Origin of the sequence: Mesorhizobium sophorae (assembly GCF_002270415.1) — a bacterium.
Classification (GTDB): domain Bacteria; phylum Pseudomonadota; class Alphaproteobacteria; order Rhizobiales; family Rhizobiaceae; genus Mesorhizobium; species Mesorhizobium sophorae.
Genome location: NZ_NNRI01000017.1, coordinates 253956 through 267793 on the forward strand (window position 1 = coordinate 253956; position 13838 = coordinate 267793).

The 13838-nt window shown below is 63.0% G+C and carries 13 protein-coding genes; 8 read left to right on the forward strand and 5 right to left on the reverse strand.

All coding sequences use genetic code 11. The annotated features are described in order from the left end of the window. Positions 1-177: 177 nt before the first annotated feature. Together CGZ66_RS25645 and CGZ66_RS25650 are read left to right on the forward strand one after the other, a co-directional pair. Positions 178-618, forward strand: a complete 441-nt coding sequence (locus tag CGZ66_RS25645; RefSeq protein ID WP_245331219.1) for a hypothetical protein — start codon at positions 178-180, stop codon at positions 616-618. Positions 619-653: 35 nt separating this feature from the next. Beyond that, on the forward strand, positions 654-821 hold the full coding sequence (locus CGZ66_RS25650; protein WP_095089262.1) for a hypothetical protein: 168 nt from the start codon (positions 654-656) through the stop codon (positions 819-821). A gap of 70 nt (positions 822-891) precedes the next feature. Here CGZ66_RS25650 and CGZ66_RS25655 read toward each other — a convergent pair whose 3' ends face one another. Next, on the reverse strand, positions 892-1578 hold the full coding sequence (locus tag CGZ66_RS25655) for a response regulator transcription factor (protein WP_095089263.1): 687 nt from the start codon (positions 1576-1578) through the stop codon (positions 892-894). A gap of 45 nt (positions 1579-1623) precedes the next feature. Between CGZ66_RS25655 and CGZ66_RS25660 the strand changes: the two genes are divergently transcribed. Together CGZ66_RS25660 and CGZ66_RS25665 are read left to right on the forward strand one after the other, a co-directional pair. Beyond that, positions 1624-2397: a response regulator gene (locus CGZ66_RS25660; protein ID WP_206073772.1), complete on the forward strand. Its 774-nt coding sequence runs from the start codon at positions 1624-1626 to the stop codon at positions 2395-2397. A 76-nt stretch (positions 2398-2473) separates the two neighbouring features. Next, positions 2474-4561, forward strand: coding sequence for a PAS domain S-box protein (locus CGZ66_RS25665; RefSeq protein WP_167392247.1), 2088 nt, complete (start codon positions 2474-2476; stop codon positions 4559-4561). 125 nt (positions 4562-4686) lie between these two features. Here CGZ66_RS25665 and CGZ66_RS25670 read toward each other — a convergent pair whose 3' ends face one another. Next, on the reverse strand, positions 4687-5097 hold the full coding sequence (locus CGZ66_RS25670; protein WP_095089265.1) for a hypothetical protein: 411 nt from the start codon (positions 5095-5097) through the stop codon (positions 4687-4689). 497 nt (positions 5098-5594) lie between these two features. Between CGZ66_RS25670 and CGZ66_RS25675 the strand changes: the two genes are divergently transcribed. After that, complete coding sequence (locus CGZ66_RS25675; protein WP_095089266.1) at positions 5595-6797, forward strand: aromatic ring-hydroxylating oxygenase subunit alpha; 1203 nt, start codon at positions 5595-5597, stop codon at positions 6795-6797. Between the two features lie 51 nt (positions 6798-6848). Here CGZ66_RS25675 and CGZ66_RS25680 read toward each other — a convergent pair whose 3' ends face one another. Next, positions 6849-8267: an aminotransferase gene (locus CGZ66_RS25680; protein ID WP_095089606.1), complete on the reverse strand. Its 1419-nt coding sequence runs from the start codon at positions 8265-8267 to the stop codon at positions 6849-6851. A gap of 271 nt (positions 8268-8538) precedes the next feature. On the opposite strand from CGZ66_RS25680, the gene CGZ66_RS25685 reads away from it, so the two are divergent. The 3 genes from CGZ66_RS25685 to CGZ66_RS25695 are packed head-to-tail and all read left to right on the forward strand — an operon-like array spanning position 8539 to position 11388. Beyond that, a complete protein-coding gene (locus CGZ66_RS25685; RefSeq protein ID WP_095089267.1) occupies positions 8539-9456 on the forward strand; it encodes an ABC transporter permease in 918 nt (305 codons plus the stop codon). After that, entirely contained in the window at positions 9453-10277 is an 825-nt protein-coding gene (locus CGZ66_RS25690) for an ABC transporter permease (RefSeq protein WP_095089269.1), read from the forward strand. The genes CGZ66_RS25685 and CGZ66_RS25690 overlap by 4 nt, the downstream gene beginning before the upstream one ends. Positions 10278-10314: 37 nt before the next feature. After that, entirely contained in the window at positions 10315-11388 is a 1074-nt protein-coding gene (locus CGZ66_RS25695) for an ABC transporter ATP-binding protein (RefSeq protein WP_095089270.1), read from the forward strand. Here the strand turns inward: CGZ66_RS25695 and CGZ66_RS25700 are convergent. Both CGZ66_RS25700 and CGZ66_RS25705 read right to left on the reverse strand, forming a co-directional pair. Next, entirely contained in the window at positions 11352-12662 is a 1311-nt protein-coding gene (locus CGZ66_RS25700; RefSeq protein ID WP_095089272.1) for a flavin monoamine oxidase family protein, read from the reverse strand. The genes CGZ66_RS25695 and CGZ66_RS25700 overlap by 37 nt on opposite strands. After that, the gene (locus CGZ66_RS25705) at positions 12659-13735 is read right to left on the reverse strand and encodes an extracellular solute-binding protein (protein ID WP_095089273.1); all 1077 of its coding nucleotides are present in this window, start codon (positions 13733-13735) and stop codon (positions 12659-12661) included. The genes CGZ66_RS25700 and CGZ66_RS25705 overlap by 4 nt, the downstream gene beginning before the upstream one ends. Between the last annotated feature and the right edge of the window lie 103 nt (positions 13736-13838).

Consider the following 13838-nt stretch of genomic DNA (forward strand, 5'->3'; position numbering starts at 1 on the left):
TTTCGGGGAGATTTCGTGAAATGCTCGTTTGTGTTTCGAATCTGTTTCCTCTGGTTAACAAGAAACGCCGCTGACGCAGCCGAGAATGGGGGACAGACACTGCTTGCTGGCGGGGCCCAGATCACAAACATGGGTATTTGCCTCTAAACGAAGGTGCGAATTTCTGTATATGAAACAATGACCTTCGATCTCGAAACCAAGCGGCAACAAAGCGCGACTCCAAGCGGCATGATCCGGATACGGGCCGCAAGCAAAGTTGACGTAACGAAAACAGCCGGTACGAAAATGGAAACGAAATCGAACGCACTGTCCTGGGTTCTCAGGATCAGCATCGCGGCAGTGGTCATCGGCGGCGTCGGCACGGTTGCCGGCAACTCGTTGACAAGTCTCGGCGCGATGACGTCGGGCGAGATTTCGACCATGCATACCGCACTGTTTTTTGCCACGGTCTGGATTGTTTCCAGCCTGCGCGTCGTTCGGCTCAAGGCCCTCTGGCGGGTCGGTCTTAAGCTGACGGGAATGCGCGGCCCCTCCGGCAACTTGCTGCCGAGAGGACCGAAGGCCCGCGCCGCAGCGGGGGGCTCCGTGAGCGGCGCGGGCACTTCGGGAGTATCCTGAAGTGACCTGCAACACACATATGGGGAACTGATACGATGAACACGAAATTCGCCGCTTCGGTGCTTTCTGCACTGCTTTACGCACAGGGCCTGCTGGGCTTTGCCGCTGTTGCCACCGTGCTGCTCAGGGACCGCGCCCATGCGAGCGAGCTAACCATGGGCAATGACATGCCGGCGGGTCCCTCGCTGCTGGTGGTGCGCTGAGCGTCAGGAGCATCGGACCCAGGTGGAAACTCCGATGCTCGAACGAAGAGATGGCGTCAGTGCCCAGCCGTCAGTCGACGAATTGCTGCGGCGGATCGAACCGATAGCCGGCGCCGCGAATGGTGGTGATGGTGTCGGTGTCGAGCTTGCGGCGCAGCCGCACGATGCGCGAGTCGATCGAGCGATCGAAGGCGTCAGCGTTTTCGGCCGGTGCCGCGGCAATGATATCGTCACGCGTCAGCACCTTGCGCGGACTGGCCAGGAACAGCCTGAGCAGCGCCACCTGACCGGGCGAAAGCTGCTCTTCCGTGCCGGACCGATGCATGACCATGGCCGATCTCAGATCGACGGTCGCGTTCTCCAGCACGATCAGTTCCTGCGTGCCCCTGCCGCGCCGCGAAAGCAGGCCGCCGACACGGGCGGCGAGTTCCCTGACATTGAGTGGGCTCTCGACGACGTCGGCCGCACCAAGCTCGAGCGCCAGCACCTTGTCGACGAGATCTGCCGGCCGGCAGATCAGGATGAAATCCGGTCCGCCCTCGCCACCATGGCGCTTGAGCAGGTCCCGCCCCTCCGCCTGGGTGACGCTGTCGCCGATGACGACGACGTCGATGCCCTTTCCCGACAGCAGCGACTCAGCCTCCCATGGCTGCCGCGCCTGATGCACATCGTGGCCACGCCGCTCGAGATGGTCGGCGAGTTCGGTCGCGACCACTTCGGCGACCGAAACGAGCGCAATGACGGATCGTGCGGCCATATTTTTCAACCGTTCCCTGGCAACTAGATATGAGTGCTGGACATCATGTTTATACCCAATCTACTTTCCACTGAAAGTGGGAGCGAGAGCATCGTGCGGGCAAGAATTGTCATCGTCGAGGATGAGCCCGACTTGAGGGACGCGGTCGCCGAATATCTCGGCGCCGCCGGCTATGACGTGGCCACCGCTGAAAGTGCGGCCGCCGCGCGCAGCCTTGTTGAAACGCAGTCGTTCCATCTCGCCATCCTCGACATCGCCATGCCGGGCGAGGATGGCCTCTCGCTCGGTCGCTGGCTGCGTTCGCGGCTGCCGATCGGTATCATCTACGCGACCGCCGCCGGCACCGCGCTCGACCGCATCGTCGGGCTGGAACTCGGCGCCGACGACTACATCGTCAAGCCCTACGAATTGCGCGAAGTGCTGGCAAGGGTCCGTAGTGTGCTGCGCCGGGTTCCTCAGCCGCAGGAGCCTCAGGGCAAGAAGGCCGCGACGGATCGCCGTTCCGTTGCCTTTGGCCCTTTCCAGGCCGATCTCGACGGCAGGCTGGTCACCGGCGCCAATGGCTCGGTGATCGACATGGCCAAGAGCGAGTTCGACGTGCTGGAGGTTTTCCTGACCCGCGCCAACCGGCTGCTGACCCGCGCCGCGATCTCCGAGGCGATCGGCTTCACCGAAGACCCGGACTCGTCGCGCGCGGTCGACATCCGCATCATGCGGCTGCGCAAGAAGATCGAGACGGATCCGGCCAATCCGAAATTTCTGCGCACGGTGCGCGGCGAAGGCTATATCTTTTCGCTGCCGACCGGCGACGGCAACTGAGCACCCGACCCCAAAGAGGGGTCAGGCTCGCAGCCGTCGCTCGCCGATCGAACTGGCCTTGGAATGACGGCAGAAGATGACCGCTGAAACAGCAAACACGGATATGCAAGGGTTCAGGCAGGGCGCGGCAATGGCGGCCGTGCGCGTCGTTCGCCGGCTGCGCGAGGCCGGCGACTGGCAGCGCGAGATGGAGGGCATTCTCGAAACGCTCTGCCGGGCCATAGAATGCCAGCGCGGCATCCTGTTTCGCTTGCGCGAGCTGCCCGGCCAGGGCTTCGCCCAGTCGGTCGCCGCCTACTGGATCGACCCAGACTTCGGCGGAGAACTGGCCTCGCCAACCGTCATCATGCAGTCGGTCGTCAATTCGGATCCGCTGCTGGAGCGGGTGGCCGAGGATGAACGGCAAGGCAAGATCTTCGCCGGTCACACGCGCGATCTCGAAGGCTTCCTGAGAACCGACTTCGAAAAGCAGAACATCAAGTCGTTCCTGTCGGTGTCGGTCTTCGCGCATGGCCATCTGTGGGGCACGCTGGCGGTCAATGACTGCGTCGACGAGCGCGACTGGACCGACGAGGAGGAGGCGACGCTGCACATCATCGCGCTCGCCATTGGTGACGCCATCGAACGATCGCCCTCCGACGCCCATGCCAGCGAGGTCATTCGCCGCACCATGCTGCAGGCCTCGCTCGACGCCATCATCGTCATCGACGAGGCCGGGTCGATCATCGAATTCAACCCTGCCGCCGAAAAGATGTTCGGCTTCCAGCGCAGCGACATCCTCGGCAAGGACCTGCTCGACACCGTCGTGCCCGAATACTACCGCAAGGGCTATTCTTCGGGCGCCGACTATATGTCCGGCCGCGGCGCGCCTATGGTTGGCCAGCGGCTAGAGACCGTGACGCAGAATGCGGCCGGCGAGGTGTTTCCGATCGAGCTGACGGCGACCGAGATGCGGGTCGCCGATCGCCGACTGATCTTCGGCTCGATCCGCGATTTGCGCGATAGGCTACGCGCCGAGGAGGAGATCGGTCGCCAGCGCGAGAAGCTACACCAGAACGAGAAGATGGCGGCGATGGGTTCGTTGCTGGCCGGCGTCTCGCACGAACTCAACAACCCGCTGGCCGTGGTGGTGGCGCAATCGACACTGCTGCACGAATTCGCCTCCGATCCGCAGACCAAGGTACGTGCCGAGAAGGTGCGCGCCGCCGCCGAGCGTTGCGGCCGCATCGTCAAGAGCTTCCTGTCGATGGTCCGCCTTCACCCCGCCGCCCAAGCCGAGACCGATCTCAACCAGGTGATCCGCGCGGCCCTCGAGGTGACCGCCTATGGCGCGCGGTCGAGCGGCATCATCATCGACACCGATTTCGCCGCCGGCCCGCTGCTGGCCATGGCCGACGCCGACCACGTGACGCAGGTGGCGGCCAACTTCCTCATCAACAGCCAGCATGCATTGGCCGGCATTGCCGGCGACCGGCTGATCAAGGTGCGGACGTTCCGCGACGACCGGGGCAACCCCGGCTTCTCGGTCGAGGACAATGGGCCCGGCGTGCCGGAAGCGATCCGGGGCCGCATCTTCGAATCCTATTTTACCACCAAGCCGGTCGGCGTAGGCACCGGCATCGGCCTGTCGATCTCGAAATCGATCATCGAGCGGCACAATGGCAATGTCTGGTTCGAGGAAGTGATACCGAGGGGAGCACGCTTCGTGGTCCAGCTGCCGGCCATTGCGGCCGGCGCCGCCAGTGCCGTCGAGAACCAGCCGCGCTCGAGCGGCTTGCGTCATGCCTTGATCATCGACGACGAGCCGGATGTCGCCGGCTCGCTCTCCGACATCCTCGAATTGATGGGCATCAAGTCGCGGATTGCACCCGTCTGGGAATCAGGCACCATCACCTTGGGCGGCCACATGCCGCCCGATATCGTCTTTTCGGACCTGCGAATGCCCGGCATCAGTGGCATATCGATCTATCGCGAGCTGCTTGTCGAAAGGCCCGACCTGGCGCAGCGTTTCGTGCTGGTCACCGGCGACCTGATCGGCGCGAAAGCCGAAATCGAGGCCTTGCCGGCGCAGCAGCGGCCGCAGATCCTGGAAAAGCCGTTCAGCACTTTGGATGTACGCAGCGTGCTGTCCGCCATTGCCGAACAGGCGGCCTTGAAAGGATAAAAAGAGGCCCCCAGCCGGGCTCGTGGCAGGGGGCCGAAGAAGAGCGCGCTGGAGGGAGCGCTCGGGGGAGGTCAGAGCATGATCCCAAAGAGGGAACCGGTTTTGGGATAAGGCTTTGACAAAAATCAGAAAACGTTCGGCGTGCTGGTCAACGGCGCAGCATTGGCGATCATGCGGATCGCGCGGATCTTGTGCGCTCCTGACTGCTCGGCGATGGCGCGCAGGCAATCCATGCTCTCGGCGCCCCAGGCCTGCCCCTTGCAGGCGAAGTCGATCGTCGGCATCGGCAGACGCGCGGTCCTGGTCGTCGTCTGCGCGCCGTCGACAAGGTTGGCTGGCGGATTCAACGAAGCGAAGGCCGGCCCAACTGTCGGCGCGAACGCCATGCCGATGAAGGCGCAAACAGCCAGCAGAATGAACATAGCCATGGGATGGTCGCTGGCCTGCTGGCGCAGCGCCAGTTTCGGACGGCGGTCATCGCGCTCTGGAGCCTGGAGGAGGTGCTCGCCACGGGTCGTGTTGATTTTCGCATACATCGCCGTTCCCTTCGCTGAGTTTCTTTTTGGTGATGAAACGAACTTAGCCGCACTTTGTAACCGGGCTAGGGTGGCGCAAGTCTGACAATGTAACCGGCCTGAAACAGTGTTTCGGGCAGAATCGGGCAAAACCGGTCACAGCGTTTCGCACATCCTCTCGAAGAATGAGTCTTCACCCGATTCCGGCCCTGATTGCTCTGGCCAAGCGCCGCCGCAGCGCGGCCCAAACCGACGACCGGCAAGCCCGTTCCGGCCCCTGCAAGGTGCTTTGTCCGCCGCTCCGTCCGCCTCGCAAAGTCGTGCCGGGACAGCGTCATTGAAAACGTAACTAACACCCGGATTCTCCGGGATTTTCCGGGCCGACAGCCGCGCAGATTCTGGCTCCAGACGACATCAAGATTCCGCCCCGGAAACCTTCCGATTTTCACAAGCCATTGCATTTCAATGAAAAATATGCTTTTATTGAATGAATATTCAATAAATAGAAGAGACGTTTTATGAACCCGCACCTCCGCGACGTGGCGATCCCCAACGATTGGGACCGGCGGGGACTACCGGGCTGGAGTTACCATTCCGACGCCCTTCTCGAACTCGAGAAGGAGCACGTCTTCCGCAACCACTGGCAGATCGTCGGTCATGTCTCGGACATCCCGAATGCAGGCGACTACCTGACCATGGACGTGGTCGGCGAACGCGCCTTGATCGTGCGCGGCAAGGACGGCGTCGTGCGCGGCTTCAACAACATGTGCCGCCACCGCGGCAGCCGCGTCGTCGCCCACAGCCAGGGCAATTGCAAGAACGCGCTGGTGTGCCCGTTCCATGGCTGGGTCTACAATCTCGACGGCACGCTGCGCGGTGCCGCGCGCCCGCGCTCCTTCCCCGATCTCGACAAGACCGAATTCGGCTTGATGCCGCTCGATCTGGAAATCTGGATGGGTTTCATCTTCATCCGTTTCCGCAAAGGTGGGCCGCAGCCTTCGGTTGCCGAGCTGATGAAGCCGATCGAGCCGGAATTCGCGCATTACAACGCCGCCGACATGGTGCCCTCCTGGGGCATCTGGACCCAGAAGACGCCGGTCAACTGGAAGTCGGTTCGCGATGTCGACAATGAGGGCTATCACGTCGCCATGGCGCATCCCGCGCTGCAGGATCTCTATGGCGCCACCTATTTCGACGAGCCTTTCATCAACGGCGTGTCACGCTCCTTTGCCACCTACAATCCGCATGCCGGCCGCCGCTGGAGCGTCAAGAACTATGTCAAGATCGCGCCCGAGCCGACGCATCTGCCCGACTATCTGAAGAAGGCCTGGGTCTATTACGGCATCTTCCCCAATGCGGTCATTTCGGTGATGCCGGAATCGGTGCAGTTCTATCAGGAGTTTCCGCTGTCGACCGGGCAGACCCTGCTGCGCGGCGCCATCTACCGCTACCGCGACGAGAGCCGTGAGCAGGCCGCCGCCCGCTACCTCTCCTTCCGCATCGATCGCGACACCATGTCGGAGGACGTCCAGCTTTCGGTATGGTCGAACGAATCCATGCTGTCCGAGGCCTTCGAGGGCTTTTATCTCTCGGACCTCGAATATGGCGTGCGCACCCATCACGACCATCTGCGCAAGATGCTGCCGGTGCTGGGCCTGGAAACCGCGCCCGAGGAGAAGGACATGTGGAATCTGAACGACGCGCTCAGGTCGCGGTCTTAAGGGCAGACGGCCATCAGAGGCCTCTCCCCGTGAAACGGGAGAGGGGAGAATTCACCCCCGCCACACGCCTTCTTTCGTCAGATCATCCATCGTGCGCGAAATGCCCTCGCGCAAGATGCCGACCATGTCGTCGATCTGCTCGCGCGTGATGATCAACGGCGGCGACATCACGCACATGTTGATCAGCGGCCGGACCAGCAGGCCAAGCTCGTGGCAGTGCGCGTCGATGCGCTTGCCGACATTCTTGTCGAGTTGCAGCGGGTCCTTGCTTTCGCGGTCGGCCACGCATTCGACGCAGCCCATCAGCCCGAGGCCACGCACCTCGCCGACCAGCGGCAGCTCTTCCAGTGTCTTCAGTTGCGCCTGGAAATAGGGCGCGACGTCCCGTGTATGGGCAAGCACGCCCTCCTCGAGCAGATCGAGGTTTTTCAGCGCCACGGCGCAGCCGATGGGATGGCTGGTATAAGTCAAGCCGTGGCCGAAGATCGCGTCCGGATGGTTCGACCGGCGCAATTCTTCCAGCAGCCGCTCCGAGATGATGACACCGCCGAGCGGGAAATAGCCCGAGGTGACCCCCTTGGCGAAGGTGATCATGTCGGGATCGATGCCGAACATGTCGCCCGAGGCAAAGACATGGCCAAGCCGGCCGAAGGCAGTCACCACCTCGTCGGAGACATAGAGGATGTCGTTGTCGCGGCAGATCTCGCGGATGCGCTTGAGGTAGCCGTCGGGCGGCACGACGACGCCGCCGGACGCCTGCACCGGCTCGCCGACGAAGGCGCCGATCTTCTCAGCGCCGACTCGGGCGACCGTGTCGCGGAACTGATCGACCAGGAAATCGGTGAAAGCGGCAAGGCTCATCCCTTGCGGGCGGCGGAACGGATCGGGCGAAGACAGCTTGATCACCAGCTCGTCGGCGCCGTCCATCCAGTCGTGGTCGCGCGGTCGGCCATTGAGCGAGGCCGACAGATAGGTCGAGCCGTGATAGGCGCCGCCCCGGCTCAGGATCAGCTTCTTTTCCGGCCGGCCGCGCACATTGTTGTAGAACTGCATGAAGCGCAGCGCCGTCTCGACGGCCGAAGAGCCGCCGGTGGTGTAGAAGACATGGCTGAGATCGCCTGGCGCATGGCCGGCGATGCGCTGGGCAAGTTCCGCCGACGGCGCGTTCATCGTGTACCAAGGCGTGTTGTAGGACAGCGCCATCGCCTGGTCGTACATCACCCTGGCGAGTTCCTCGCGGCGGTGGCCGACATTGACGCACCACATGCCGGCGGGCCCGTCGATCAGCCGCTTGCCGGTGCTGTCGGTGATGTAGATGCCGTCGCCTTCGCCGATCAGCGTGCGCGCTTCGGCACCGGCCGAACCGGCATAGGGCCAGGGCTGGATGAGATGGCGCTTGGCCAGCTCGACGGCATCGTCATCGCCGACATCAGCCGTATCGCTAGCCCTCAGGTCTCTCACAGCAGCCACAATCACCTCCACATCATCTCGTCCAATTTCTCTCGGGCATGAAATTCAGCGTCAAATGCCGGAAATGAGGGCTTTCTTCACTTCATTTTGAATGTCCGTTCAATCAATATTACAGAAATAGCGCTTGATTTCAATCCGCCGATGCGCGCATGATCAAAGAAAGCCGGCAAGCCAAAACAAAATTGGGAACAGGCGCCGGCGCCAGCACAATGGGATGCCGTATGGCGGGACAGTCCTAGCCAGCAACCGAGATCACACCCGGAGCCCTGCAATGACGGCGGCGGCAGAAGGGTCGCCCCCGTGGCGCATGACGCGGGCCAGACGAAATGCCCTTCTGCAATCCGAACCCGTACAGGGCCTTGCCCTGATCAGCCCGACCTTTCTCTACGCGCTCATCCTTCTCGTCCTGCCGATCCTGGTGGTCATTGCGCACTCCTTCTGGACGCAGAACTACCTGACCATCGACCGCACCTTCACGCTGGAAAACTACCGCATCGCGCTGACCGAGCCGATCTACCGCGATCTGTTGTGGCGCTCTCTCTACATCTCGCTGACGGTCAGCCTGTTCACGGTCATCCTGGCCTATCCGATCGCCTACTTCATTTCGTTCCACGGCGGTCGCCACAAGAGCCTGTGGTTGTTCCTCATCACCATCCCGTTCTGGACCAGCTATCTCCTGCGCGTCATGTCGTGGAAGGTCATCCTCGGCTACAACGGCGTCCTGAATTCGGGCTTGATGGGTCTCGGCATCATCGACGAACCGTCGACCGCCCTGCTCTACAACTCAAGCGCCGTCATCATAACGCTCACCCATGCCTGGGCGGCCTTCGCCATCCTGCCGATCTTTGTCTCGCTGGAAAAGGTCGACCGAACGCTGGTCGAAGCAGCCACCGATCTCGGCGACGGCCCACTACGCTCATTCTTGCGCGTGACCTTGCCGCTGTCGGCGCCAGGCGTGATTTCTGCGGCCTTGATCGTCATGATCCCGACCGTCGGCGACTATGTCACGCCGAAGCTGGTCGGCGGCAAGGACGGCGTCATGATCGCCAATGCCATCCAGGCGCAGTTCGGCAAGGCCTCCAACTGGCCGCTGGGCGCGGCCCTGTCCGTCACCACCATGCTGATCGTGACGCTGATGGCGGGCGCCACGGTGCTCATCATCCGCGCTCTGCAGAGGCTGGCGCGATGACGGCGGTGCGGCGTTTCCTGTCCGGCGGCTGGCTGCCGTCCTACGCGTTTCTCTACGTCCTGTTTCTCTACCTGCCGGTCATTTTCCTGCCGATCTTCTCGATCAACACGGCGGCGACCCCGAAGTTCCCGCTCTCCGGCTTCACCTTGCATTGGTACGAGGACCTGCCCCGAACCCCGGCACTGCTCGACGCCGCCTGGAACAGCCTGATCGTCGGCGTGTCGGCCGCGGTTCTCTCCACCGTGCTCGGCATCCTCGCCGCCCGTTCGATCACCCGCTACCGCTATCCCGGCCGCCGCACCATCAACGGCCTGATCATGGCGCCGCTGGTTCTGCCCGAAGTCATCGTCGCCATCTCGATGCTGCTGGTGATGCTGCAGCTCGGCTTGAGCCTGTCGCTGTTCACCGTCGTTCTCGGCCATGTCCTGGTCTGCATCCCCTATTCGATGACGGTGCTGACCTCCGGCTTCGAGGGCTTCGACCGCAGCCTGGAGGAAGCCTCTGCCGATCTCGGCGAAAGCGCCTTTGGCACGTTCCGGCGGGTGACGCTGCCGATGGTGGCGCCGGCGATCATCTCCAGCCTGCTGGTCTGCTTCACCATTTCGCTGGACGAGTTCATCATCGCCTTCTTCCTCACCGGCACAGAGGCGACACTGCCGATCTACATCTGGGGCCAGTTGCGTTTCGCGGCGAAATTGCCCGGCGTGCTGGCGCTCGGCACGCTGTTGCTGGTTGCCTCCTTCCTGCTGATGACAATTGCCGAAATCCTGCGTCGCCGCGCCGCCAGACGCACCCAGAACGAGGGAGGCCTCTATGCCTGAGCAGCCTCAAGTCGAGCGCTCGCAGTCCGATAGGCCAATGATCGAGATCCGCAACGTCACCCGCAGCTATGGCGCGTTCAAGGCGCTCGACGACGCCTCCTTGACCATCAAAGAGGGCGAATTCTTTTCGCTGCTCGGTCCATCCGGCTGCGGCAAGACCACCCTGCTGCGCATGATCGCCGGTTTCGACAATCCGACCGGCGGCTCGATCTCGGTCGGCGGCCAGCCGATGGAAGGCATCCCGGCCAATCGCCGGCCGACCAATATGGTCTTCCAGAGCTATGCGATCTTCCCGCATCTCAATGTCGAGCAGAACGTTGCCTATGGGCTGAAGCGGCTCAAGCTGCAGGGCGGCGAGGAGAAACGCCGCGTCGAGGAAGCGCTGGCGCAGGTGTCGCTGACCGGCCTCGGCAAGCGTCTGGCAACCGAGCTTTCCGGCGGCCAGCGCCAGCGCGTGGCGCTCGCCCGTGCGCTGGTCATGCGGCCCAAGGTGCTGCTGCTCGACGAACCGCTGTCTGCGCTCGACAAGAAACTGCGCGAGCAGATGCAGGTCGAGCTGCGCCGCCTGCAGCAGGCCGTCGGCATCACCTTCGTGCTGGTCACCCACGACCAGTATGAGGCGCTCGCCATGTCCGACCGCATCGCCGTGATGTTCGGTGGAAAAATCGCGCAGGTCGCCTCGCCCAAGGAAATCTACCAGCGGCCGGTCAATCGCCAGGTCGCCGACTTCCTCGGCGGCATGAACTTCGTCAAGGCTGAGATCGTCGAGGAGAATGGCGCCTCATTGGTTGTCGACACGCTGGGCTTCGGCCGCGTCAAGACCGACAAGCCCAAGGCCTTCGTGCGCAATGGAGGCGCAGCCACGCTCGGCATCCGGCCGGAACGCCTGCGCGTGCTGTGGGACAACGCGACGGCCAAGTTCGAGGTCGCAGGCAAAGTCGTTGAACGCCACTATTTCGGCGAGATCACCCATTTGATCGTCGAGATACCGGGCCTGGAAAAGCCGCTGTCAGTGACCGAGACCAACGATTTCGGCGCCGACGACATTCCGGTCGGCACCTCGATCCGCCTTGCCTACGATCCCGAAGCGCTGGTGGCGATGGCCGACTGAAGATCGGCCATGATCTTGCGCGCCGCGATGCGCCCGGCAACGATGGCGCCTTCGACATAGCCCGGAAATGACGGCGACAGTTCTGAACTGGCGAAATACACCGGCGCAGCACCGGTGAGAAGCGCGCGCTCGGCGTCGGTTGCCGTCGCATCGATGATCAGATCGCCGTAGGCGCCGCCGCTCCAGCGGTCATCTGTCCAGTCGCGATAGCTGAGATCGAGGATGCCGGCCGCCTCAGGCCCCAAAGCCTCCACCAGTCTTTTCGCTATTTCGGCGCGCAGTGCCGCATCGCCGAGTTCGCGCCAGCGCAAGGCGAGCGGCCCGCCGACGAAGACGACCAGCGCGGCGTCATCGTCGTCCTTGCTGACATCACAGGCAAAAAGCCCCGGCAGGTCGCGCCACATCACCATGCCGCTCAGGCCGCGGTCGCGCCAGAAGGCGGTGGGAAAGCGAACCAGCACCTTGATCACCGCGCCGCTTTGCCAGACCGCCAGGGCTCTTTGCAGGCTAGCCGGCAACGGCGGCGCAAAATCCAGGTTCGCGGCCATCGTCGGCGGTACGGCGATCAACACCGTCCGCGCCTCGATGGTGCCCGCCGCCGATGCGAGACGGACCCTTCCCGGCCCATGTTCGATCCCCGTAACCGCTCTGCTCAACCGCAGCCGGTCGCCGAGATCGCGAGCCAGATCGTCGGCCAGCGAATGCATGGTTTCGCGCACGAAATACTGCAGCTCCGTCACCTCGTTGGTGATGCGCCGGTCATTGTCGATCAGGTGCCACAACGGCAGCTCTTCCAGAGCCTGACACCACAGGCCTTCGATCATCGAGCGGAACACCGCCTTGGCGTCGTCAGGATCGCTCTGGCCAGCGAGCCATGTGGCTACGGTCAGGCCGGCAATTGCCGGATCATCAGGCGAGATCGCATTCATGCGGTCGCGGATCGCCATCGAGCCGGCATAAGTTCGTTCCGCCTCCCTCGCAGACATCGCCGGTTGGGCGACGAAGTCGCCATCCAGATAAGTCTCGACCAGCGTCTTGCCGCGCGCCGCGACGAGGGCCATCAGCTCCGGCATGTCCTCGCACAGGAACTGACCGCCGCTGTCGACGCGCTCGCCAAGCCCATTCTGCCTGGACTCGACGCGCCCGCCGACGCGGTCACGCGCCTCGAGCAGCAGGAAGTCGATGCCGACCGCCTTCAGCTCGAGCGCTGCCGACAGGCCGGTGAAGCCGGCACCGACGATGACGACGTCGGTTCTTTGCGGTTCGCTCGTCAATAGCCGGCCTTGATCTTCTCGAACTCAGCGACCATGCGCTGCTTGAGCTCCGGCGCCACCGGCTGCTGGAACAGCGTCTTGTCGAGGAATTTGTCGAGATTGTCGAAGCCGCGGTCGACCAGCACCTTGTGGTCGATCGCCGCCATGCCGGCGCCATTGCCATGGCCATACCCGAAGGTCTTGACCAAGTAGTCCGACACGGCGGGTGCATTGACGGAGTTCAAGAAATCATAGGCTTCGTCGAGCTTGCCCGGCGCATCCTTCATCAGCACATAGCCGCACACCCAGGTCGAAATGCCTTCCTTGGTGTCGCGGTTCATGGCGATCGGCATGCCTTGCCCCTTCAGCGTCACGAAGGTCTCGTTCCAGCCCCAGACGAGGTCGACCTCGTTGCCGATAAAGGCCTGGTTGAGGTCGGTGTCGTCGGTCCAGTAGAAGCGGATGTTCTTGTGCACGTCGCGCAGGAAGGCGGATGCCTCCTGGAACTGTGCATCGGTCATCTTGGTCCAGTCCTTGAGGCCGATGACGAGGCTCGCCAGCGCATAGGCGTCGTCGACATTGTCGCCGATGGTGACGCGGCCCCTATACTTGGGATCGGCAAAAATCCTGAGCGACTGCGCCTGTTCAGCCGTCACATTGTCGGTGCGGTAGAGCAGCGAGGTGTTGCCCCAGTCGAACGGCATGAACCAGGCCTTGCCGTCGGCGGTGGTGGCGAGATCCTTCATCGCCATGATGCCGGGATTGAGGTCCTTCCAGCCGGCGATCCTGGAGGTGTCGAGCGGCTGCAGCATGCCGGCCTCGCGCCACTTGACCACGCTTTGCGAACAGGGGTGGGCAATGTCGGCCTTGAAGCCCGCCCGCATCTTCTCGAAGGCTTCGTCCTCGTCACCAAAGAAAGCGAAGGTCGGTTCGGCGCCGTATTTGGCAGCGTAGGTGGGGTGCAGCAGCGGATCTTCATAGCCCGACCAGTCGAACACCACGAGGTCGCCACCACCCTCCGCCAAGGCATGGACGGAGCCTGCGCCGATCAAACACGCGGCGGCAAGGGCAAGGCGGCGTAGCACTGACTTCATGGCTCGAAAACTCCCCCGTCGCGAAAAAGGTTGCTGCGACGTTAGGAGAATTCGGCTTCTTTGGCGAGCCCGTCCGCCCGCCATGTCGACGGGCGGACGGACC